This is a genomic window from Pantoea sp. X-Soil-YNGN-844, assembly GCF_059730595.1.
Genome location: NZ_AP036007.1, coordinates 1,260,247 through 1,282,985, shown reverse-complemented (window position 1 = coordinate 1,282,985; position 22,739 = coordinate 1,260,247). Strand labels below are relative to the sequence as shown.

Sequence of the window (22,739 nt, the reverse complement as noted above, 5' to 3'; positions counted from 1 at the left end):
TCTCCTTAATGCTGCGCAGCGGTGCGGCTTTGCCAGGCGCGGCCAAGACGGGATTCGGCGCGCAGAAAGGCGCGATTCGACAGCAGCGTCAGCAGCAGGTAACAGGCTCCGCCCACCAGGTAAAAGGAGAAGTAGTCACGGGTCGAACCGGCCGCAATCTGGCTGGCCCGCATCAGCTCGACAATGCCGGTCACCGACACCAGCGCTGAATCTTTCAGGCTCATCTGCCAGACGTTTGACAGGCCGGGCAGCGCATAGCGCGCCACCTGCGGCAGCAGAATGCGTTGCCGGATGCGCCAGCGCGGCATGCCAATCGCGACAGCGGCTTCAATCTCCCCTTTCGCCAGTGCCAGCCGTGCGGCGCGGTAGACTTCCGCCTGGTAAGAGCCGGAGATAAGCCCGATAGCCAGCGCCCCGATCAGAAACGGCGGCGCTTCGATAAAGCCGTCCGCGCCAAACAGCTGTCCGATCTGCGTGATCAACCCCGATCCGCCGAAGTAGAACAGGTAGATCACCAGCAGCTCAGGAATGCCACGGAAGATCAACGAGTAACCTTCCCCCAGCCAGCGCACCGCCCGGTGCGGCGATAACTTCGCGGCGGCAACGCCCGACCCCACCACCGCGCCAACCAGCAGCGCGGCAAACGACAGCAGCAGCGTGGTCAGCGTGGCACTCAGAATCAACCGTCCCCAGCCGTCCGGGCCAAAACTCAGCAGGCTTATCATCCGTTACCTCTCTCAGGGTGTGACGTCAGTTTTGAACCACTTCTCGCTCAGCTTTTTGACGGTGCCGTCGGCCAGCGCGGCTTTGATCGCCTGATCCAGTCGGGCTTTCAGATCGTTATCTGCCATGCGCACGCCCAACGCCTCGCCCTCACCCCAGATCGGGCCGCCCAGCTGCGGACCGCTGAAGCTGAGGTTACGGTTATCCGGTCGCGCCAGCATCGACTGTGCAAAGGTCACATCATCAAACACCGCATCAATGCGTCCGGCCTGCAAATCGAGGATCGCATCGGCTGAGCTGGTGTATTCGCGCACATCCGCCACATCTTTGAAGTATTTGTCGATAAACGGCGTGTAGACCGTGCCGGAGGCGATACCGATCGTTTTGCCCTTCAGCGCGGCTTTCAGGGGCGCAATGGCAGGCTCTATGGTTTTTTCATCGTCGGTAAGTTTGACGATCTTACTGTCGGCGGGCAGCAGTGCCCCTTTCACGGTGATAAAGGTGGCGGGCGTGGAGGCGTAAGGCACGGTGAAATTCACCACTTTTTTGCGATCGGGTGTAATCACAATCGCATCCATGATCACGTCATATTTCCCGGCATTCAGTCCGGCGATCATGCCATCCCAGTTCTGCACCACCAGCTTGCACTGAATCGCCATGCGCTGACAGAGATCCGCCATCAGCTCCGGTTCGAAACCGCCCAGCTTGCCGCCCGGCAGGGTGAGGTTCCAGGGTTCATAACTGCCTTCAGTGGCAATGGTGATCGACTTCCACTCTTTAGCCTGGGCGCTGACGCCACAGAGCAGCAGACTGGAAACCAGCGTAGTGAGACATAAACGACGAAGGGTCAGAGGGTGCGTCATACGGTTCTCCTGAAAGTAGCGGCCTGGTGATCGCCCTGCAAGATTTAACATAAATTTCACAGGATGATATGTCATGTATATACAAGTTAACGCAGTGCAGTTCATTGCCGGCTTTATCATTTTGTGAGCCAGACGGGATTTATTCAGATTGAGCACGCGCTGCAGCACTTGTACATACAACCAAGCAAAGGTTATGCCAGCTCTGCAAAAGCGAAGAATGGAGGCGGAAGCAAGGGAGCAGCCAGACAGGCTGCTCTCACCTGCACCCGATTAGCGCAGCGCTGCACCAGGGCGGCGCATCGCAGATTTATTGCGGTCTGGCCTGCGCCAGCATGGCGTGGATCATCGCCTTCAACACTTTTTGTAACTCTGCGGCACGCGCCTGCTGCCAGGCATAAGGCGTGGTTTCATCCATGTAGTTCAGCTGCGCCAGCTCCAGCTGAACTGCCTCAATCTGCTGCTGAGGCTGGCCATAGGCGCGGGTGATGTAACCGCCTTTAAAGCGGCCGTTGAGCACCCAGCTGTAATCGGTCTGGGCCGCACACACCGCCTCAATCGCCGCGCTCATTTCAGGCGTGCAGCTCGCGCCGTCGTTGGTGCCGATGTTGATATCGGGCAGCCGCCCCTCAAACAGGCGGGGGATTTCACTGGCGATGGAGTGGGCGTCAAACAGCAACGCATAGCCGTGCTGCGCTTTAAGCCGCGCCAGCTCCTGCTGAATCTGCTGATGGTAAGGTTGCCAGATCTGATCGATGTAGCCCTGACGCGCCGTGGCATCGGGCGTTTTGCCTGGTGCAAAGGTCGGCGTGCCGTCGAACAGGGTTTCCGGGAACAGGCCGGTGGTGGCGGTGGTGTAGAGCGGCTGATTATCGGGCGGACGATTAAGATCGACCACAAAACGGGAATAGCGGCCGATTAACACACTGGCCCCGAGGTCACGCACAAAATCATACAGCAGCGGGATATGCCAGTCGGTGTCGGGCAGGCCGCGCGCGGCTTCGCTCAATCCGGCGTCCACCTCAGGCGTCAGTTCAGTACCGGCGTGGGGAATGCTGACCAGCAGCGGCAGGCTGCCCTGGGAAAAATAGAAAGGGTTCATTGCGGTTCTCCACGATAGATAACGGTACAGGGCAGTTCACCACCCAGCCAGTAAACCAGTTCTGCCGGACGGGCCAGCGGCCAGTGGACAAAGTTTGCCACTTTACCCGCCTCCAGTGAGCCGTGACTCTCCGCCAGCCCCAGCGCTTTTGCCCCCCACAGGGTGACGCCCGCCAGCGCCTCTTCCGGCGTCATGCCAAACAGCGTACAGCCCATATTGAGCATCAGACGCAGCGACAGCGCGGGCGACGTGCCGGGATTGGCATCGCTGGCCAGCGCCATCGGCACGCCGTGGCGGCGGAAGAGATCCACTGGCGGACGCTGGGTTTCGCGCAGCAGATAAAATGCACCGGGCAGCAGCACCGCCACGGTGCCATGCTGCGACATCGCCCTGGCATCCTCTTCGATGGCATATTCAAGATGATCAGCTGAAAGCGCACCATAGCGGGCCGCCAGTGCAGCACCGCCCAGCGCGGAAAGCTGTTCAGCATGCAGCTTCACCGGCATACCCAGCGCGACGGACCGGTCAAACACCCGTGCCACCTGCTCCGGGGAAAAGGCGAGATGCTCGCAGAAGGCATCCACCGCATCCGCCAGCCCCAGCGCCTGCACCTGCGGCAGCAGACGATCGCAGATGATGTCGACCCAGCCATCCGGGTCGTGCTTAAACTCCGGCGGAAAGGCATGCGCCGCCAGGCAGGTGGCGTGGACATCTGCGGCCACGCTCTCTCCCAGCTGACGAATCGCCCGTAGCATCCGCAGTTCGCTCTCTTCATCCAGACCATAGCCGGACTTGATCTCCACGGTGGTCACACCCTCAGCCAGCAGACGGTCGAGTCGCCAGCGGGCCGAGGCCACCAGCTCCTCTTCAGTCGCCGCACGGGTGGCGCGCACGGTTGAGAGGATGCCCCCACCCTGCGCGGCAATCTCTGCGTAGCTGACGCCATTCAGACGCTGTTCAAACTCCTGGCTGCGGTCGCCGCCAAACACCAGATGAGTATGACAATCCACCAGCCCCGGCGTCACGATACCGCCTGGCAGACGATGATGCCGATCGGCGACGAAGGCGGGCATTTCCGCTTCAGGCCCGACCCACACCAGCCTGCCCGCCCGCACCACCAGTGCACCCTGTGGGATCAGATGGTACTTTCCGTCACGCATGGTGACCAGGTCCGCCCCCGTCCACACCGCCTCTACGCGCATCTCTTCTGTCATCGCTGCCTCATGCCTCCGCCGTTTACACTGTGCCTCAAAGTATGTATATGTATATACAACCACATCCGATGAGGATCAACCATGGCGACTTTTTTTGCCCCGCGCGCACTGCTGGCGGAGGGCTGGCAGCAGCAGGTACGTATTACGGTCAATCAGGCCGGTTTTATCGACTCCATTTCCCCGGACAGCCACGCAGATCAGGCTATCCGCCTCAACGGCGAGGTGATCCCGGCAATCGCCAACCTGCACTCGCACGCCTTCCAGCGGGCCATGGCGGGTCTGGCGGAAGTGGCGGGCGATCCACAGGACAGCTTCTGGACCTGGCGGGACCTGATGTACCGCATGGTACAGCGCCTGACGCCAGAGCAGGTGGGTGATATTGCCGCCCTGCTCTACATCGAGATGCTGAAAGGCGGCTACACCCAGGTAGCAGAGTTTCACTATCTCCATCACGACCCCAGCGGCGCGCCCTACAGCGATGACGCGATGCTGCAACAGCTGATTGAAGCGGCGGAGATTGCCGGTATCGGCCAGACAATGTTGCCCGTGCTCTACAGCTACAGCGGCTTTGGCAGCCAGCCTGCGGCGGCGGGTCAGAAGCGCTTTATCCAGCAGACTGACCACTACCTGCAACAGCAGACGCGGCTGGATGCGTGGCAGCAGCAGCGGCCCCTGCTGAACCGTGGCCTCTGTTTCCATTCGCTGCGGGCAGTAAGCCAAAGCCAGATGCACGAGGTGCTGGCGGCCAGCGATCCGGCGCTGCCGGTGCATATTCATGTGGCTGAACAGCAGAAAGAGATCAATGACTCGCTGGCGTGGAGCGGCGAGCGTCCGGTGGCCTGGCTGCTGAACCGCTTTGCGGTGGATGCGCGCTGGTGCCTGATCCACGCCACCCATCTGGATGAAAATGAACTGTCGCGTCTCGCGCAAAGTGGCGCGGTAGCAGGTCTCTGTCCGACAACCGAAGCCAACCTCGGCGACGGCATTTTTCCGGCGGTAGAGTATATCGCGCAGGGCGGAGGCTGGGGCATCGGCTCCGACAGTCACGTCTCGCTGAGCGCCCAGGAAGAGTTGCGCTGGCTGGAGTATGCGCAGCGGCTGCGCGACCAGCGCCGCAACCGGATTACCCTGCCCGGCCAGCCGTCGGTGGGCGATTTGCTGTGGCAGCAGGCCGCAGCGGGTGGCGCCCAGGCGTGCGGCATTCAGCAGGGCGCGCTGGCGGTGGGACAACGTGCCGACTGGCTGGTGCTGCGCGATGATGCATGGCTCGGCAGCGTGGATTCACATGCGGTGCTGAACCGCTGGCTGTTTGCCGGACAGCGCGATCAGATTCGGGACGTTTATGTGGCGGGTAAGGCCGTGGTTGAAGATGGGGTGCATCCGCAGCAGGCGGCGTGTGCTGCACGCTTTGCTCAGGCGATGGCGGCGCTGCGATGATCGCCCGGTTCACGTACGACGATCTGACGGTCAGCCGCTGGCGCAACGGCGGCGGCGAAACCCGCGAGATCATCAGCTTCCCGCCCGGTGCTGAGCACTTCGGCTGGCGGGCCAGCATTGCGACGCTGGCGCAGGATGGTCCCTTTTCGGCCTTTCCGGACATCGATCGGGTGATTACCCTACTGCATGGCGATCCGGTGTTGTTAATCGCGCCCGGCGTGCAGCACCTGTTAACCCCACAAAAGCCGTGGGCGTTTGCCGGAGAACTTGCCTTAACGGCGCAGCTGCAGGGTAGCGTCAGCGAAGATTTTAATATCATGACCCGACGCGGTGAATGGCAGGCCACGGTGGAGGTGATTACCGCGCAGGTAAGTAGTCTGCACGGCGTCGCCTGGGTTCTGGCGGGGGCGTGGCAGACCGCTGACGGGGAAAGGCTGACCGCACAACAAGGCGCGTGGTGGGTCGATGAGGAAACACAACTCAGCCCGTGCGGGTCGGATGCCCGGCTGCTGTTTACCCGACTTAGAGCCTATCCCGGTAGGCGTAGTTGTTGCAGGTAGTCTGGACACGGACAGCGCGGAACAAGCAGGCGTACACGTAATACGTGAGGATTACTCGCTGCGCTCGCCCCTTCAGGGCCGCACTTCAGGGCGTTCAGGTTGCTAAAGCAGCCTGTGTGAGCACTGCCCAGGTTCAGACTGACAAATAAAATAGCCTAATGGGCTCGGCTCTTAACCGTGTCCCCTGAAGCGGCCCAGCAGTTTGTAGCGTGAGCCGGGATAGAGCAGTCGCGCATAGGTGACGATTTTTGTGTCGCTCCAGGTCTGACGGCGAATCAGCAGGCAGGGTTCATGTTCATCCAGCGACAGATGTTTACGCTGACGCGCATCGGGCAGCACCGCTTCAACAATATGCTCACCTGCCGTCAGCGGCGCGACCCGCATCAGATAGGTATAGGGCGTCATCTGCTGATAATCCTGCGTCAGGTAGTCGGGCGCGACCAGCGGATTGACCAGACGGTCCTCAAGCTGCACCGGCAGATCATTTTCGTAATGCACAATCAGCGAATGGTAGAGCGTCTGTCCGGTGTTGAGCCCCAACACGGCGGCCTGCTCAGGATCGGCTTTGTCCTGACCGATGGCGAGAATTTTACAGCTGTGCTGATGGCCACGCTGAGCGATCTCATCGGCGATGTTATGCACCTCCAGCATAGCGGTATAGCCTTTCATCTCCGCCACGAAGGTGCCGACGCCCTGCATCCGCACCAGAAAACCTTCGCTGGTCAGTTCGCGCAGCGCCCGGTTAATGGTCATGCGGCTGACGCCCAGCTCATTCACCAGTTCACTTTCTGATGGCACACGCTGATTCGCTTTCCACAACCCTTCACGGATCTGGCTGACGATGGCCTGCTTCACCCGCTGATAAATCGGGGCGGGTTCATCGCTCATTGCCGCCGCCAGTTGTGCCAGTGCCGTATGCTCGACCATTTGCTGTTCCTTATGCTGAAAGTCCCTTAAGTTTACTGTCTCACTGCGTGAATGTATATACATCCAGTAGCGCACGCCGTGCCCCACTGGTGCAGTCTGCGCATCCTGATGGTGCACTCCCTCCGTCGCGTTTAACCCGCGACCCGCGCCGGGTGGACATTCGATTTTTGTGATCGGTCTGGCACGGCACTTGCTTAGTACGTTTGATTGTATAGACAAGCATAGACAAGAATTAACGCTTATGTTTCACTCGCATTATTCCGCTGGTTCAGGGCATGGAAAGCAGCTTAGCCTTGCCAGCATACTTGTATAGACAGGAGTAGACTATGTCAGGTTCGTTTCAGGCATTGCGCCTGGTGCCCGGCGAGGTGGACCTCGCCACATTACGCGCTATCTATCAGGGTAACGTCACGCTGAGTCTTGACGACAGTGCGCGTCAGGCGATTGCGGCGGCGCAGCAGACCGTGGAGACGATTGTCGCCTCCGGCAACGTGGTGTATGGCATTAATACCGGCTTTGGCAAGCTGGCACAGACGCAAATCCCGGCCAGCCGGCTGGCGGATCTGCAGCGCAATCTGGTGCTGTCACACAGCGTGGGTCTGGGCGATCTGCTGCCCGACAATGTCACCCGTCTGGTGGTCGCCACCAAAATCATCAGCCTGGCGCGCGGTCACTCTGGCGTGCGTATCGAACTGGTTGAGGCGCTGCTGGCGCTGTTCAACGCGGGCGTGATGCCCTGCATTCCGGAAAAAGGCTCGGTCGGTGCCTCCGGCGATCTGGCACCGCTGGCGCACATGTCGCTGATGCTGCTGGGCGAAGGTCAGGTGCGGGTCAATGGCACGCTGATCCCGGCAACCGAGGGACTGGCAGGCGTGGACCTGTCGCCGTTTGTGCTCGGCCCGAAAGAGGGCCTGGCGCTGCTCAACGGCACCCAGGTTTCGACTGCGCTGGCGTTGCGCGGCCTGTTTGAAGGTGAGAACCTGTTTGCCGCCGGTCTGATGGCCGGTGCGCTGTCGCTGGAAGCGATCAAAGGCTCACTAAAACCGTTCGATGCCCGCATCCACAAGGCACGCGGCCAGCAGGGCCAGATTGCCGTCGCGGCAGCCGTCAGCACCCTGATTGAAGGCAGTGAAATTCTGCAGTCGCATACCCATTGTGGCCGCGTTCAGGACCCCTACTCCATCCGCTGCGTGCCCCAGGTAATGGGCGCCTGCCTGGATAATGTCAGCCACGCGGCGCGAATTCTGGAAATCGAAGCGAACGCCGCCTCGGACAACCCGCTGGTGTTCAGCGACAGCGGCGATGTGATCTCCGGCGGCAACTTCCACGCTGAGCCGGTGGCTTTTGCCGCTGACATCCTGGCACTCGCAATTGCCGAAGTGGGTGCCATCTCGGAACGGCGACTGGCGCTGCTGCTGGACAGCGGCTTATCCGGTCTGCCGCCCTTCCTGGTGCGTGACGGCGGCGTAAACTCCGGCTTTATGATCGCCCAGGTCACCGCCGCCGCGCTGGCTTCTGAGAACAAATCGCTGGCCCATCCGGGTAGCGTGGACAGTCTGCCGACCTCCGCGAACCAGGAGGATCACGTCTCGATGGCGACCTACGCCGCCCGCCGTCTCGGCAGCATGTGCTTTAACAGCGCCGCCGTGGTGGGCATTGAGGCGATGGCTGCGGCGCAGGGCATTGAATTTAACCGGCCACTCAAAAGCTCCACGCTGATTGAGCAGGCCATCGACACCATTCGCGAGCAGGTCGCCTTCCTTGAGGAAGATCGTCTGCTGGCACCCGATATCGAGGCAATGCGTCAGTGGGCAAGTCGCGCTGACTGGCCTCAGGCATTGACCGCGCTGCTGCCAAGCATGCGCCCAACTTCTTGAATTAAGGAATCTTTCATGAGCGAAACTCTTTCTCAGGCTGTAGCACGTGAGATTCGTGCACCACACGGTACTACGCTGCACTGCGCCAACTGGCTGATTGAAGCGGCTTACCGCATGATTCAGAACAACCTCGATCCCGATGTCGCCGAACGTCCGGAAGATCTGGTGGTGTACGGCGGCATCGGTAAGGCAGCACGCAACTGGGAATGCTTCGAGCAGATCCTGCGTTCGCTGCGGGCGCTGCAGCCGGATGAGACGCTGCTGATCCAGAGCGGCAAGCCGGTCGGCATCTTCCGCACCCACGCGGATGCGCCGCGCGTGCTGCTGGCAAACTCCAACCTGGTGCCGCACTGGGCGACCTGGGATCACTTCCATGAGCTGGATAAAGCGGGTCTGATGATGTATGGCCAGATGACCGCCGGTTCCTGGATTTATATTGGTGCGCAGGGCATCGTGCAGGGCACCTATGAAACCTTCGTGGAAGCGGGCCGTCAGCACTACAACAACGACCTCAGCGGACGCTGGATCCTCACCGCCGGGCTGGGCGGCATGGGCGGCGCACAACCGCTGGCGGGTGTACTGGCCGGGGCCTGTGTGCTGGCCATTGAGTGCCAGGAGTCACGCATCGATTTCCGCCTGCGGACCCGCTACGTAGACTACAAAGCCACCACGCTGGATGAAGCGCTGGCGTTAATCAGCGAAGCTACTGCCGCGAAGAAAGCGATTTCGGTCGGGCTGCTGGGTAATGCCGCTGAGATCCTGCCGGAGCTGGTGAAACGCGCCCAGGCGGGCGGGCCGAAGCCGGACATCGTGACCGACCAGACATCGGCGCACGACCCGATTAATGGCTACCTGCCGATTGGCTGGGATCTGGCGCGCTGGCAGCAGGCGCGCGTCTCACAGCCGAAAGCCGTTGAGAAAGCAGCCCGTGCTTCTATGGCGGTTCATGTCCAGGCGATGCTCGACTTCTGTCATATGGGCATCCCGACCGTGGATTACGGCAACAACATTCGTCAGGTCGCGCTGGACGAGGGTGTCAGCAACGCGTTCGATTTCCCTGGCTTTGTGCCAGCCTATATCCGCCCGCTGTTCTGCGAAGGCAAAGGCCCGTTCCGCTGGGTCGCGCTGTCAGGCGATCCGGAAGATATCTATAAGACCGACGCCAAACTCAAAGAGCTGTTCCCGCACCATAAAACGCTGCATCGCTGGCTGGATATGGCGCAGGAGCGCATCGCCTTCCAGGGCCTGCCTGCCCGCATCTGCTGGCTGGGACTGGGTGAACGGCATCTTGCCGGTCTGGCGTTCAACGAAATGGTCCGCAACGGCGAGCTGAAAGCGCCGGTCGTGATTGGCCGCGACCATCTCGACTGCGGCTCGGTCGCCTCTCCTAACCGTGAGACCGAAGCGATGAAAGACGGCTCCGATGCGGTCTCTGACTGGCCGCTGCTCAACGCCCTGCTGAATACGGCAGGCGGCGCAACCTGGGTCAGCCTGCATCATGGCGGCGGTGTCGGCATGGGCTTCTCACAGCACTCCGGTGTGGTGATTGTCTGTGACGGCAGCAAAGAAGCTGATGCGCGTCTGGGTCGCGTATTGTGGAACGACCCGGCCACCGGTGTGATGCGTCATGCGGATGCAGGGTATGAGCTGGCGCAGCAGTGCGCGGCTGAACATGGCCTTAACCTGCCTATGCAGAAATAATCCTTTGACTGGGGCGAGCAGCAGCTTGCCCCGTTTTCCTCCGCGATTCCCTTCTTACACCCTGGCATCAACATCACTTCCTTATTACTTATTCCATTTTGATTTAGCCTATAGCCAGATTTAGTCCTGACGGCGATAGACGCCGCATCGTCCGACCACTAAAGTGAAATCTTCTCATTCTGTATGGAGCGCGACTCTGCATGACCCTTTCCCCTGCCCTGCTTGAAGATGCCCTGCGCTGGCGCCGTGAGTTTCATCGCCACCCCGAATTAGGTTACCAGGAACAGCAAACCAGCCACTTTATTGCGGAAGAGTTAGCGCGGGCGGGTTTGCAGGTGTTTCGTGGCCTGGCGGGCACCGGCGTCATCGGTACACTGGAAAACGGTCCCGGCCCGGTTATCGGGCTGCGTGCAGATATGGATGCGCTGCCGATTACGGAAAAAGGCGACGCTGAGTGGCGTTCTGCGACGCCCGGCGTGATGCACGCCTGTGGACACGACGGTCACAGCGCTATTCTGCTGGCTGCTGCCCGCCAGCTGGCTGCCACACGTCAGTTCAGCGGCACGGTGCATTTCATCTTTCAGCCTGCCGAAGAGAATCTGGGCGGGGCACGCAAAATGGTGGAAGAGGGGCTATTCCAGCGCTTTCCGATGGATGCGATCTACGCCATGCACAACTGGCCGGGACTGCCGCTCGGCTCACTGGCGGTCAACCCTGGCGCGATGATGGCGTCGCTGGATTCGTTTGAAATTACGCTGCACGGCAAAAGCTGCCACGCGGCGATGCCGGAAAGCGGTGCCGACCCGATGGTGGTGGCGGCCGAGCTGATTCTGGCGCTGCAGACCATTCCGTCCCGCCGGCTCTCGCCGCTGGCGTCAGCCGTGGTCAGCGTGACGCAGATCCACGGTGGTGAAGCGATTAACGTCATCCCGGAGCAGATTGTCTTACGCGGCACGGTGCGCTGCCTGCAGTCCAGCGTGCGCGAAAAAGTGCGCGGGCTGATTGATGAGTTTGTCGGGACCCTGCCGCGTCCGTTTGGCGTGAGCGGTGAGATTGAGTGGCTGCCGGGCTATCCGGTCACCGCCAACCATGTGGCCCCGGCTGAACAGGTGCGCGAGGTGGCGCTCTCAACACTGGGTGCTGAACAGGTTCACTGGCAGGTTAATCCGTCGATGGCGTCAGAAGATTTTGCCTGCATGATGGAAGCCTGTCCCGGCGCTTACTTCTGGCTGGGCGCGGACGGTGAAACGCCTTCCGCGCCGCTGCACAACGCCCGCTATGACTTCAACGACGCGCTGCTGCCGATCGGCATCCGTTTCTGGCAGAACCTGGTTGAACAGGCGCTGCCGGTAGCCTGAGTCAGTACCCGGCGGCGAGGATCTGCTGCTCTGCCGCTGCCAGCGAGTCGCACTGGCCGCTGGCGCGCAGGCAGCAGGCGAGCTGCAGTCGCAGTGACGCAGGCACCGGGCGCTGTTGATTCAGCACCTCTTCGATCCAACGCGCAGTCACCTCTGCCGTCTTGTCTGCCGGCAGTTCAACGGCCACTTCCGGCTGACGCTCCACCCACACTTCCGCTTCCGCGCCTGCGCCCTGAATCATACTGATCGCCGGGCAGCGCTGGGGATTGGCATAGACTTCCCCTTCGGTACCATTGAGCAGTATCGCAGGCGCATCGATGTCGCTGAAGAATTTCGCCACACGCGGTACATATTCAGGATGCGAGACGCTCGACAGCCGCAGCGCCGCCCTCTCTGCAAACGGCGTGGCCAGTTTTGCCAGCGTGTGGGCGCTGTTACGCACGCCCATCCGCCAGCGCAGCGACAGCTGTTTCGCCATCGGCGGACAGAGATGATCGATGGTGATAAACGCCAGGCCCTGATTGAGTTTTGCCTGCGCCGCCTCCGCGGTGGTGACGGGCGCAATACCCAGCGCGGCAAACACCGCTTCGCTGGTGATGCGTGTCGCGTCGTCGCTGACGCCGTGTACCAGCACGGGGAAGCCAAGTTTCACCAGCAGCAGCGCCAGCAACGGCGTCAGATTCCCCTGGCGGCGTGCGCCGTTGTAGCTGGGGATCACCACCGGCATCGGGCGGTTTTCCGGCGCACGCAGCTGCATCATCTGCGCCTGCATCGCCTGATAAAAGCCGCGCATTTCGGCTTCACCTTCGCCTTTAATACGCAGCGCAATCAGAATAGCGCCCAGCTCCAGATCCGGCACTTCGCCCGCCAGCATCGCGCCATAGAGCGCCACGGCAGTATCAAAGTCGATATCGCGGGCATGATTTTTACCGCGACCCACCTCTTTAATAATTTTATTCAGTTCCATCACTCGCTTCCGGTTAAGTGCGCGGCTCAGCGCCGCGTGGGACGGCGTTTACGCACGGTGTGCTTTGGCACCACGGTGGCCGGTATCGCTGCCGGCTCTGGCGTTTCCGGCTGCTCAATCGGGAAGATCGGCAGTGCGGCTAACAACCGGCTGCCGTAGGCTTTGCTCAGCAGACGGCGGTCGTAAATCACGATTTCGCCATAACACTGATGGCTGCGAATCAGGCGTCCGACCTGTTGAATCAGGGTAAATGAGGCGCTGGGCAAACTCTGCACCTCAAACGGATAGCGCTTCAGGCTTTTCAGCCATTCGCCTTCGGTCAAAATTACCGGACTGTCCACCGGGGGAAAAGCGATTTTGTGGATATGCACCTGACTCAGCAAATCGCCTTTGAGATCCAGCCCTTCAGCAAACGACTGCAGGCCAATCAGAATGCTGGTGTCACCTTTGGTAACGCGCTGACGGTGCAGATCCACCAGGCGGCTGCGTGGCTGATCGCCCTGCACCAGCATTGAGAGCCGCAGATCGGGCAGACAGGCCACAAACTGCTGCATCGCCCGGTTGCTGGCAAACAGCACCAGCACGCCCTTATGCTTCTTCTCCGCCATCTGCTGACGGAAGAACCCGGCCATCTCAGCAATGTGCTCCGCTTCGTGCGTCATCAGCGGCTCCAGGCGCATCTGTGGGATCACCAGCTTGCCCTGCTCCACATGGTTAAACGGTGAGTCGAGCGCCACAAAGCGGTCGCCTGCCTTTTCGCTAAGCCCCGACATCTCCTGCAGGCGATTGAAGCTGTTGAGCGATCGCAGCGTGGCGGAGGTGACTACCACATGCGGAATTTTGCGCCACAGCATCTTCTCCAGCTGGTCGCTGACGCGGATGCCGGCGCAGTGAAACAGCAGATGCGCCTGACCTTCACGCAGCTCGCGGGTAATCCACTTCGATACAGGCGCGCCGGAGGCTTTTTCCATCGCCGCCAGCCGCCAGAGTTTGCTGATCGATTCGAACCAGCCAAACTGCCGGTTGAGCTGCAGCAGATTGCGATGCAGCCGTACCATATCGACCTTGCCGGTCTGCTCGCTGAGTGCATTGATCAGGCCTTCGCTCAGTCCCCGCAGGGCGTCGCTGAGTTTGAACAGCCGGGCGCAGAGATCCAGCAGCTCCTGCGGCAGCGCGCCCAGCACAAAGCGAAATTCGCCCGGCTGGTTATTGGGCGGCAGCAACGGATTCAGCGCCTGCGCGGTAATAGTCAGCAGTTCGCGCAGCTCATCGCAGTGCGCCTTCAGCCGTTCCGGATTCGCCAGCGGCGGCGGCGATTTTGGTCGCATCTGGGTCATGATGCTCTCGACCAGCTTGATAAACAGGTCGAGCTGCAGGCTGCTCCAGCCCGGCGTGATGTCGGCGCTCATCTCCAGCGCATCGCGGGCCACTTCAGGCAGATGATGTCCTTCATCCAGTACCAGCATCAGGTTTTTAGCGGGCGGCAGCACCGACTCATTCTCCATCGCGGCCATCACCAGCGCATGGTTCGCCACCACCACATCGACCTGCTCGATTTCGCGCCGCGCCACAAAGAACGGACATTCACGATACCAGTGGCAGTGCGAACCCAGACAGCTCGCTTTATCAGTAGAGAGGCGTTGCCACAGGCTGTCGCTGACGTTCTCCTCGCTGTGATCGCGCAGACCATCCCACTGGTAGCGATCCAGCGATTTCTGCAAGCGGCCACACTGCGTCTGTTCTTCTTTGGTGCTGCTGACGGCGTCATCGTCCAGATAAAGCAGCAGATCGCCCTGCTGCTGGTCGTCATCGGCCGCCATCGCCGCCAGATTGCGCGGACAGACATAGCGCCCGCGACCAAAGGCGGCGGTGAAAGTGAGGTCGGGGATAATTTTCTTCAGCAGCGGCAGATCTTTGGTGAAGATTTGATCCTGCAGCGCCACGTTGGCGGTGCTGATTACCAGCTGCTTTTCCTGAGCGCGGCTGGCTGCGATGCCCGGAATCAGATAAGAGAGGGTTTTGCCCACGCCGGTCGGCGCTTCGACCGCCAGATGACGCGCGTCGTCGCCCGCCAGGCATTTCGCTACTTCAGCGATCATCTGGCGCTGCGGCGCTCGCGGAATAAAATCAGGCACCTGCTGCTGAAGCGCTTTATACCACTGCGCTATCTGGCTTTTTACTGCGGCTGTCAGGGCCATGATTTGCATTACCACACCGAAAAAATGGCCTGTATTTTTACACAGTATCCTGGCGACGTCAGCTTTCGCGCCGAATTTTTCGTGCGCCGTCGTAAAATTCAGCGATTGTCCGACGGCGGTGTTTTACGCCAGCACTTTATACATATAGGTAGTGGCATCCAGCACGCCTGCGGTGGACTCGGCATAACAGGGAATGGACCCCGCCACCTGCCAGCCCAGAGAACGGTAGAGGTCGCTCGCGACATCGCCGCTGCGCGTATCCAGCACCAGCAGGGTTTTGCCCTGCGCGCGTGCCCGATGCTCGGCACGCTGCATCAGGTCACGGGCGATACCCTGACGACGCGCCTGCGGATGCACCAGCAGCTTGCTAATCTCTGCGCGGTGGCGGCCATTAGGCATGGCGCTGCGGCTGATAATGACCGTCGCTACGATGCGACCATGCTGACACGCAACCAGTAATTCGCTGTCACCGCTGGTGATGCTGGCGATCCGCTGCTGCCAGAAGCGCGTCATCACCTCATCGTCTTCGGCATCAATAAAGCCGACGCTGGCACCGTCTGCCACGCAGCCCTGCAAAACGTCTGTCAGTTCGCCAAGATGCTGTTGCGCCTGGGTCGCGCTGAGAATTGTATAATCCGTCATGGTTTTGCCACCACCAGTACGTAACGCGCGCCGTCGGTCAGGTGCGCCTCAAAAGCCGATTTTCCGATCAGATGAAACCGCAGGCAGTCGCCGGGCTGTAGCGTCCACGCCTGAGACCCCATCGTGACGGTGAGACCACCCTCGCGCAGCCAGATATGCTGTTCAAGCCCCTGGATGGGCGGCGCGTCATAATCGATACGCGCACCCGGCCGTAACTTGCCCTCTACGAGTTCGCATCTAAAATGAAGGGCAGGTGGTGAAATATTCCGGCGAATAAAGCCGCTGGCGTCATCCTGCCACACTGGCTGTTGCTCATTTCTGACCAGCAGCCTGGACTCTTCTTCCACTTCGCTGAGCAGGCGCGACATTGTTAAGCCGTAGGCGACACACAAACGATTAAGCAGTGCAGCCGTGGGACTGGTCTCGCTTCGCTCAATGCGCGATAATGTCGCGCGGCTGATGCCGGTAGCGACAGACAGTTCATCAAGAGACCAGCCGCGTTGCAGGCGTAATTCCGCCAGCCGCACCGCCAGTCGTTGCTCCGTATTCAGCTCCGGCATGGTGTTTTCTCATTTTTGGGAATAGTTCTCTTATCTGAGATATAGCCTGGAAAAGCCGTATCAGTCAAGTTGTACATTGAGAAATGTATTGTACAACTTAATTTGCTTCGTTATGGTAATCGCACTCAGACCAATCGAAAGAGGAATTTATGACCTTATACAGTATCGGTGACGTCGCCGAGCGCTGTGGCATAAACCCAGTCACCCTGCGCGCCTGGCAGCGTCGTTATGGCTTACTGAAGCCGCAACGTACCGAAGGCGGACATCGTCAGTTTGACGAAGAGGATGTGCAGCGCATCGAAGAGATTATGCGCTGGATTGAAAGTGGCGTGCCGGTCGGTAAAGTGAAGGCACTGCTGGAAGGTGGCGATGTTGATGCACACGATGGCTGGACCACACTACAGGATGAGCTGATTAGCGTACTGCGCCACGTCAGACCAGCTAAACTTCGTAATAAAATTGCCGCGATTGGTCGCGAACATCCGATTGATGCGCTGATTGATCACGTTTTCATGCCGGTGCGCCAGAAGCTGAGTCTGGATCAGAACACGGCCCGCACCATGTGCAGTCTGCTTGATGGTCTGCTGATCGACTATGTTGCATTCTGCCTGACCGCCAGTCGCAAAAAATCGGGTAAAGATGCGCTGATTATTGGCTGGGGCATCGACGATCGGACCCGTATCTGGCTGGAAGGCTGGCGTCTGTCGCAGCATGGCTGGCGGATTGATGTACTGGCAGAACCGCTGGATGTTCCCCGTCCTGAACTCTTTCCCGGCATGAATATGTTTGTCTTTACCGGTAAAAAACTGACACGTCGTCAGCAGGAGCAGCTGTCACACTGGCAGGAACAGGGCTATGGCGTGCGGTTACATGAACCGGCCTGATAACAAAAACGCACGCCGGGCACTTTGCCTCCTGCCTTGCGCGCGCTATTATCCCCGCCTCACTGTTAACACGCTCAGGTTTCACTCATGAATGTCAAAAAAGCCTTTTTCGCCACGCTGTTTTTCATTATGGCTCTCGGCGGCACCAGCGGTCTGATGCTGGTGGGATACTCTCTTATCGTTCACTCACGCTAAGCCAGCGCTGCAGGCGTTCGAACAGGCGATCGCTCACTATTGCCAGCAGCGCCACCAGTAGTGCTCCCTGAATTACATAAGCTGTATTAAACCCGCTCAGGCCGATAATCACCGGCGATCCCAGACTTTTCGCGCCCACCGTCGAGGCGATAGCCGCGGTGCCGATGTTAATAATTACAGACGTGCGTATCCCGGCGATGATCACCGGTGCAGCCAGTGCCAGTTCAATCTGCCACAGCCGCTGCCAGCTACTCATGCCGACCCCGATGGCAATCTCCCGGCTGCTGGCGGGTACGCTATCAATGCCCGCCAGCGTACCCTGTAAAATCGGCAGTAATCCGTACAGCAGCAGCGCCACCACCGCCGGCCACGCGCCAAAGCCCATTACCGGCACCGCAATCGCCAATACCGCCACCGGCGGAATCGTCTGCCCCGCCGCCACGATAGTTTCCATCAGCGGCCGGAAAGGGCGCCCCGCTCGTCGGGTCACCAGCACACCGCTGCCAATGCCGATAACAATGGCCAGCAGGCTGGCGGTGACCACCAGAAACAGATGCGCCAGCGTCAGCTGCCAGAAGCTCTCCTGCTGATAGAGTGGCCGCGCCAGTTCGGGAAACCAGCGGTGAAACAGCGGCCCGCTGTAAGGCATCAGGGTCAGCAGCGCGCCGTAGAACAGCACCAGCCACAGCAGTGGATCCCTTAGCCTGCGCATGTTAAGCCCTCGCGCAGTTGCAGCAGGTCACCAAAGTGGAGCACGCCCAGCGGCTGCTGCCGATCGTCCACAACCGGCAGTTTATCGGTGCGCCGGGCGATAAATTGCGACAGCGCGTCCCGTAGCGTCAGCGCCGCAGCGATCGGTTCGCCCGCCAGCCACTCGCCGCGCCGGACGGCATTACCGACCTGTTCCAGCGACAGCAGCCGGACGCCCATCTCGCTGCGGCCAAAGAAGTCGCGCACGAAGTTATTTTTCGGCTGAGTCAGCAGCTCTGCCGGTCTGCCCTGCTGGACAATTTCACCGTTGTCCATCAGCACAATGCGGTCCGCCAGCGTCAGCGCTTCGTCGATGTCATGCGTCACCAGCACGATAGTGCGGCCCGACAGCCGATGAATACGCAGCATCTCCTGTTGCAGCACGCCGCGCGTCACCGGATCGAGTGCGCCGAACGGCTCATCCATCAGCAGCACTTCCGGGTCAGCCGCCAGCGCCCGCGCCACACCTACCCGCTGCTGCTGCCCGCCGGAGAGCTGATGCGGATAGCGATTCAGCAGCTGCGCGTCAAGGTTCAGCAGCGCCAGCAGCGCCGCGATGCGCTCATCGATCTGCGCTCTGGACCAGCCCAGCAGGACCGGCACCGTGGCGATATTCTTCCGCACCGTCCAGTGCGGAAACAGGCCAATCGACTGAATGGCATAGCCCATGCGTCGGCGTAACGTGCGGGCATCGAGCTGGCGAACCGACTCACCGGCAAAGCGGATGTCACCGCTGTCGAACTCCACCAGCCGGTTGATCATTTTCAGCGTGGTCGATTTGCCGGAGCCGGAGGTGCCGAGCAGTACGCAGAACTCCCCCTTTGCCACCTGCAGCGACAGATCTTTTACCGCCGCTTTGCCGTTAAAGGCGCGGGAAACGCCGTCAAACTCAATCATCTTTTCTCTCCAGCAGTGAGATCAGCAGGCGGAACAGCGCATCAATGACGACCGCCAGCGCAATCACCGGGATGACGCCCAGCAACACCAAATCCAGCGCACTGCTTAACAGCCCCTGAAAAATAATCGCGCCAAAACCGCCCGCGCCAATCAGCGCCGCCACCACCGCCATACCCAGCGTCTGCACCACGACGACACGCAGGCCCGCGAGCCAGACCGGCAGCGCCAGCGGCACATCCACCGCGATAAACTGCTGCCAGCCGCTCATGCCCGTGCCACGCGCACTTTCGCGCACCTCATGCGGCACCTGTTGCAGGCCCACCACCACGCTGCGCACCAGCGGCAACAGTGCATAAAGCACCAAGGCGATCAGCGCCGGAGCCATACCAATGCCGCTGATACCCCAGTCACCGAGCCACGGAAAATGCTGAGTCAGACCGGCCAGCGGCGCAATCAGCAGACCAAACAGCGCCACCGACGGCACCGTCTGAATCACATTCAGTACACCAAACACGCTTCCCTGCCAGCCGGGCCGCCGGAACAGCATGACGCCCAGCGGCAGCGCAATCATCAACGCAGGTAAGACGGTACCGGCCAGTAGCGTGAGATGACGGCTCAGCGCCGCATCAAACACCGCGTGGCGGTTGGCATACTCTTTCAGCAGGGAGAGATCGGCAAGCTGGCCACTGAACAGCAGCAACAGTGGCAGGAGCCAGACCTGCAAATTAAGCAGCAGCTGTGCCAGCCGATGCGGGGTCAGCTGCCGCACCTGATCGGTGATCAGCAGCAGGATCAGCGCACCGCTGCACCACAGGCCGCTGGCAAAGCTGGTGCGCGCCAGACGGCTGCCCTGCTGACTCAGCAACGTCGCCTGATGACCGCTGAGCCAGATGAGCGCCGCCAGCATCAGCTCCGCCGCCAGCAGCGCCACCATCAGCGTGACGCGCCCGGGCTGACGCCACATCATCAGCCACAGCGTCACCAGCGGCAGCAGCAACAGCCCGAAGCGGTTTATCTGCCAACCCATGAGAGGTTCACCCGCCACCAGACGATTCGGGGCGAAGTTAAGAAACGGCAAGGTCACCAGCGCCAGGCTCAGCAGCGTCAGCAGCAGCAAAGCCACCGGCTGCTGAGCCGGACGGCGTATCGCGTCCCGCGATATCTGCATCGGTTACAGCAGCTTTTTCTGCTGCAGCCACTCGGTCGCTACACTGCTGGCGTCCTGGCCGTCGACCGCAATTTTGGCGTTGAGCTGTTGCAGCGTTTTTTCATCAAGCGCGCTAAAGACTGGCTTCAGCCAGTCGGCAATCTGCGGATAGGCTTTAAGTACTGATTCGCGGATCACCGGCGTCGGCGCGTAAATCGGCTGAACGCCTTTGGGATCGCTGAGCGTCTGCAGACCCAGTGCCGCCACCGGACCGTCAGTGCCGTAAGCCATTGCCGCATTCACACCGGAAGTCTGCTGCGCTGCCGCGCTGATGGTCACAGCAGTATCGCCGCCCGCCAGCGACAGCAGCTGATCCTGTTTGAGGTCAAAGCCATAGGCTTTTTCAAAGGCCGGTAAAGCATCGCTGCGTTCGATAAATTCGGCTGAGGCGGCCAGCTTGAAGGTGCCGCCCTTTTTCAGAAAGGCGCTGAGATCGGCCAGCGAGGTGAGCTGGTTCTTCTCCGCCAGATCTTTACGCACGGCAATGGTCCAGGTGTTGTTGGCCGGAGCCGGTGTCAGCCACACCAGATGGTTTTTCTCCGCATCCAGCTTCTTCACCTTTTCGTAGCCAGCGGCGGCATTCTTCCAGGCGCTGTCTTTTTCATCATTGAAGAAAAACGCGCCGTTGCCGGTATATTCGGGGTAGATATCAAGCTCGCCCGCCGTGATGGCACCGCGTACCACCTGCGTTGTGCCGAGCTGGATTTTATTGACGGTTTTTACGCCGTGCTTTTCCAGCACCTGAAGAATTACGTTGCCCAGCAGTGATCCTTCAGTATCAATTTTGGAGCCGACCCGCACCGGATCCGCTGCCTGTGCCATCCCCATACTGAGCAGCAACGCGCTGACTCCCACCCAACCCCGAATTCTGACCATGGTCTTTTCCTTATCGCAGTTTGTTGTTTTTGCATGATGTTTTCGCGTGATGACTCGCAAGGCATGGGACGCCTTAGCGTTGAGGCTGCTCGCCTGCCGCTAAGAGGGTGACTGACAAGGCGTGCAGCGGAAATAATCTGCCTTAAAAGCGTAGCCTGGCGCGGCGGCAATGCAGCTGACTTTATCGCAAATTGATAACGATTTGGGATAAAAAAATTATTATCTATAACCGAAATGAATTTACGTCTGGGCGTCTAAACGGCTATTCTCGAAAATCTGTTTTTATAATAAAAGACGTACAACATCATGTCCGACCTGACCTCTTCCGCCCATGTGGCAACAACAGGGAGTTCGCCCGGTGGCGAAACACAATGGATTCGCAGCGCAGCTGATGTTTCCCGTTTAGTGAACAGTGGCGACAGCGTCCGTAACAATGCCCGTATTGTGGTGGCGATTGCGCTGGGCGGCGTGTTCCTTGACGCCTACGACCTGGGTGCGCTGGCGTTTGGCATTAAAGACATCACGCGCGAGTTTAGTCTCACTCCGACCGGCACCGGCATGGTCGCCTCAGCCATCACCTTCGGCGCAATCATCGGCGCGCTGATTGGTGGCTATCTCACCGACAAAATTGGCCGTTATCGGGTCTTTATGGCCGATATGTTCTTTTTCGTTGTAGCCGCTATCGCCTGTGCGTTAGCCCCAAATGAGTATGTGCTGGCTGGCGCGCGCTTTGTGATGGGACTGGGCGTCGGGATCGATCTGCCGGTGGCGATGGCGTTTCTGGCGGAGTTTTCAAGGCTGCGTGGCAAGGGGAATAAAGCCGCCAGCGTCGCGATGTGGTGTCCGACCTGGTACGCGGCAATCAGTATCTCCTATCTGCTGGTGCTGCTGCTTTATGCGGTGCTGCCTGAAAGCCACACCGACTGGCTCTGGCGGCTGATCCTCGGTTTTGGGGCCGTTCCGGCGATTGTTATCATCGCCATCCGCAGCCGTTATATGAGTGAATCGCCGGTATGGGCGGCTAATCAGGGCGATCTGAAAGGGGCCGCCGCGATTTTACGCAGTGCCTGGAACATTAACGCGCAGGTGGCACCCGACGCCGGGCTGACCGCTGCCACGCCGGTGCACAAGGCAAGCTGGCGCAACTATGGCGCGCTGCTGCAGGGCGTTTATCGCCGCCGCACGCTGCTGGCGACCATCACCTCTATCGCCTCGTCGTTTGCCTATAACGCGGTGGCGTTTGGTCTGCCGGTGATTATCTCCAGCTTCTTTGCCCAGTCGATGCTCACCACCATTCTGGTGTCGCTGGCCCTGAATCTGCTGTTCGCCTTTGTCGGCGGGATTCTGGCGGTGCGACTGGTGCCGCGTCTGGGTGCGTGGAAGATGTCGGTGGCGGGTTATGGCTGTCAGTGCGTGGCGCTGCTCGGGCTGGCGCTGATTGGTCGTCCGGAAGGCGGTCAGGAAGCCGCGCTGGCGATCGGCATGCTGGCGCTGTTCCTGTTTGGTCAGGGCTTCGGGCCGGGTTCGCACACCATGACCTTTGCGTCGCTGAGCTACCCCACTTCGCTACGCGGCGTGGGCGTCGGCTTCAACCAGACGCTGATGCGCGGCAGTTCGACCGTTTCGCTGTTTCTGTTCCCGGTGCTGGTTGCCGCGCTGGGCACCGGCGTCTTCTGGGTGATCTTCCTGGCCCCGCTGGCCGGACTGCTGGCGCTGCTGGCGATCCGCTGGGAACCATCGGGCTATGATGTGGATGCAGAGGATTTCATTGTACGTCATTGACTTACCCCCTTCGAATGATAAG

The 22,739-nt window shown here is 60.2% G+C and carries 21 protein-coding genes; 8 read left to right on the top strand and 13 right to left on the bottom strand.

Going from position 1 to position 22,739, the window contains the following annotated elements:
• Positions 1–5: 5 nt before the first annotated feature.
• The 4 genes from AC6I8C_RS05840 to hutI form a co-directional block, all read right to left on the bottom strand.
• Positions 6–725 carry an ABC transporter permease gene (locus AC6I8C_RS05840; protein ID WP_253421413.1) on the bottom strand — a complete coding sequence of 240 codons (720 nt, stop codon included), beginning with the start codon at positions 723–725 and terminating at the stop codon, positions 6–8.
• A 12-nt stretch (positions 726–737) separates the two neighbouring features.
• Positions 738–1,586 carry a transporter substrate-binding domain-containing protein gene (locus AC6I8C_RS05835; RefSeq protein ID WP_497821881.1) on the bottom strand — a complete coding sequence of 283 codons (849 nt, stop codon included), beginning with the start codon at positions 1,584–1,586 and terminating at the stop codon, positions 738–740.
• 307 nt (positions 1,587–1,893) lie between these two features.
• Positions 1,894–2,685, bottom strand: a complete 792-nt coding sequence (hutG, locus tag AC6I8C_RS05830; protein ID WP_497821880.1) for an N-formylglutamate deformylase — start codon at positions 2,683–2,685, stop codon at positions 1,894–1,896.
• On the bottom strand, positions 2,682–3,899 hold the full coding sequence (hutI, locus tag AC6I8C_RS05825) for an imidazolonepropionase (RefSeq protein ID WP_497821879.1): 1,218 nt from the start codon (positions 3,897–3,899) through the stop codon (positions 2,682–2,684). The genes hutG and hutI overlap by 4 nt, the downstream gene beginning before the upstream one ends.
• An 81-nt stretch (positions 3,900–3,980) precedes the next feature.
• Here hutI and AC6I8C_RS05820 point away from each other — a divergent pair, with 81 nt between their 5' ends.
• Positions 3,981–5,336 carry a formimidoylglutamate deiminase gene (locus AC6I8C_RS05820; RefSeq protein WP_497821878.1) on the top strand — a complete coding sequence of 452 codons (1,356 nt, stop codon included), beginning with the start codon at positions 3,981–3,983 and terminating at the stop codon, positions 5,334–5,336.
• Positions 5,333–5,896: a HutD/Ves family protein gene (locus tag AC6I8C_RS05815; protein ID WP_497821877.1), complete on the top strand. Its 564-nt coding sequence runs from the start codon at positions 5,333–5,335 to the stop codon at positions 5,894–5,896. Before AC6I8C_RS05820 ends, AC6I8C_RS05815 begins: the two co-directional genes overlap by 4 nt.
• A 171-nt stretch (positions 5,897–6,067) precedes the next feature.
• Here AC6I8C_RS05815 and hutC read toward each other — a convergent pair whose 3' ends face one another.
• Positions 6,068–6,823 carry a histidine utilization transcriptional repressor HutC gene (gene hutC / locus AC6I8C_RS05810; protein ID WP_497821876.1) on the bottom strand — a complete coding sequence of 252 codons (756 nt, stop codon included), beginning with the start codon at positions 6,821–6,823 and terminating at the stop codon, positions 6,068–6,070.
• 326 nt (positions 6,824–7,149) lie between these two features.
• Between hutC and hutH the strand changes: the two genes are divergently transcribed.
• The 3 genes from hutH (at position 7,150) to AC6I8C_RS05795 (ending at position 11,759) form a co-directional block, all read left to right on the top strand.
• A complete protein-coding gene (gene hutH / locus AC6I8C_RS05805; RefSeq protein WP_497821875.1) occupies positions 7,150–8,700 on the top strand; it encodes a histidine ammonia-lyase in 1,551 nt (516 codons plus the stop codon).
• Between the two features lie 15 nt (positions 8,701–8,715).
• On the top strand, positions 8,716–10,401 hold the full coding sequence (gene hutU, locus AC6I8C_RS05800; RefSeq protein ID WP_150012123.1) for a urocanate hydratase: 1,686 nt from the start codon (positions 8,716–8,718) through the stop codon (positions 10,399–10,401).
• A 200-nt stretch (positions 10,402–10,601) separates the two neighbouring features.
• A complete protein-coding gene (locus AC6I8C_RS05795; RefSeq protein WP_497821874.1) occupies positions 10,602–11,759 on the top strand; it encodes a M20 aminoacylase family protein in 1,158 nt (385 codons plus the stop codon).
• Position 11,760: 1 nt separating this feature from the next.
• On the opposite strand, the gene ybiB is transcribed toward AC6I8C_RS05795, so the two are convergent.
• From ybiB to AC6I8C_RS05775, 4 genes are all read right to left on the bottom strand, one after another.
• Positions 11,761–12,726: a DNA-binding protein YbiB gene (gene ybiB / locus AC6I8C_RS05790; RefSeq protein ID WP_013357232.1), complete on the bottom strand. Its 966-nt coding sequence runs from the start codon at positions 12,724–12,726 to the stop codon at positions 11,761–11,763.
• A 26-nt stretch (positions 12,727–12,752) separates the two neighbouring features.
• Positions 12,753–14,924 (bottom strand): ATP-dependent DNA helicase DinG, encoded by a 2,172-nt coding sequence (dinG, locus tag AC6I8C_RS05785; protein WP_497823311.1) that lies wholly within the window; start codon positions 14,922–14,924, stop codon positions 12,753–12,755.
• Positions 14,925–15,047: 123 nt separating this feature from the next.
• Positions 15,048–15,566: a GNAT family N-acetyltransferase gene (locus tag AC6I8C_RS05780; RefSeq protein ID WP_497821873.1), complete on the bottom strand. Its 519-nt coding sequence runs from the start codon at positions 15,564–15,566 to the stop codon at positions 15,048–15,050.
• Positions 15,563–16,126, bottom strand: coding sequence for a helix-turn-helix domain-containing protein (locus tag AC6I8C_RS05775; RefSeq protein WP_497821872.1), 564 nt, complete (start codon positions 16,124–16,126; stop codon positions 15,563–15,565). Before AC6I8C_RS05775 ends, AC6I8C_RS05780 begins: the two co-directional genes overlap by 4 nt.
• A gap of 149 nt (positions 16,127–16,275) precedes the next feature.
• On the opposite strand from AC6I8C_RS05775, the gene AC6I8C_RS05770 reads away from it, so the two are divergent.
• Together AC6I8C_RS05770 and AC6I8C_RS05765 are read left to right on the top strand one after the other, a co-directional pair.
• Positions 16,276–17,010, top strand: a complete 735-nt coding sequence (locus AC6I8C_RS05770) for a MerR family transcriptional regulator (RefSeq protein ID WP_013357228.1) — start codon at positions 16,276–16,278, stop codon at positions 17,008–17,010.
• An 87-nt stretch (positions 17,011–17,097) separates the two neighbouring features.
• Complete coding sequence (locus tag AC6I8C_RS05765; RefSeq protein ID WP_013357227.1) at positions 17,098–17,205, top strand: YohO family small membrane protein; 108 nt, start codon at positions 17,098–17,100, stop codon at positions 17,203–17,205.
• Here AC6I8C_RS05765 and AC6I8C_RS05760 read toward each other — a convergent pair.
• Genes AC6I8C_RS05760 through osmF form a run of 4 tightly spaced genes read right to left on the bottom strand, consistent with a single transcriptional unit; the run spans position 17,186 to position 20,935 of the window.
• A complete protein-coding gene (locus AC6I8C_RS05760; RefSeq protein WP_497821871.1) occupies positions 17,186–17,917 on the bottom strand; it encodes an ABC transporter permease in 732 nt (243 codons plus the stop codon). The two genes, AC6I8C_RS05765 and AC6I8C_RS05760, sit on opposite strands and share 20 nt — an antisense overlap.
• Complete coding sequence (locus AC6I8C_RS05755; protein ID WP_497821870.1) at positions 17,905–18,852, bottom strand: ABC transporter ATP-binding protein; 948 nt, start codon at positions 18,850–18,852, stop codon at positions 17,905–17,907. The genes AC6I8C_RS05760 and AC6I8C_RS05755 overlap by 13 nt, the downstream gene beginning before the upstream one ends.
• Complete coding sequence (locus tag AC6I8C_RS05750) at positions 18,845–20,020, bottom strand: ABC transporter permease (RefSeq protein WP_497821869.1); 1,176 nt, start codon at positions 20,018–20,020, stop codon at positions 18,845–18,847. The genes AC6I8C_RS05755 and AC6I8C_RS05750 overlap by 8 nt, the downstream gene beginning before the upstream one ends.
• 3 nt (positions 20,021–20,023) lie before the next feature.
• Positions 20,024–20,935, bottom strand: a complete 912-nt coding sequence (gene osmF / locus AC6I8C_RS05745; RefSeq protein WP_107319444.1) for a glycine betaine ABC transporter substrate-binding protein OsmF — start codon at positions 20,933–20,935, stop codon at positions 20,024–20,026.
• Between the two features lie 306 nt (positions 20,936–21,241).
• Here osmF and AC6I8C_RS05740 point away from each other — a divergent pair, with 306 nt between their 5' ends.
• Positions 21,242–22,717, top strand: a complete 1,476-nt coding sequence (locus AC6I8C_RS05740) for an MFS transporter (protein WP_497821868.1) — start codon at positions 21,242–21,244, stop codon at positions 22,715–22,717.
• The last annotated feature ends 22 nt before the right edge of the window (positions 22,718–22,739 follow it).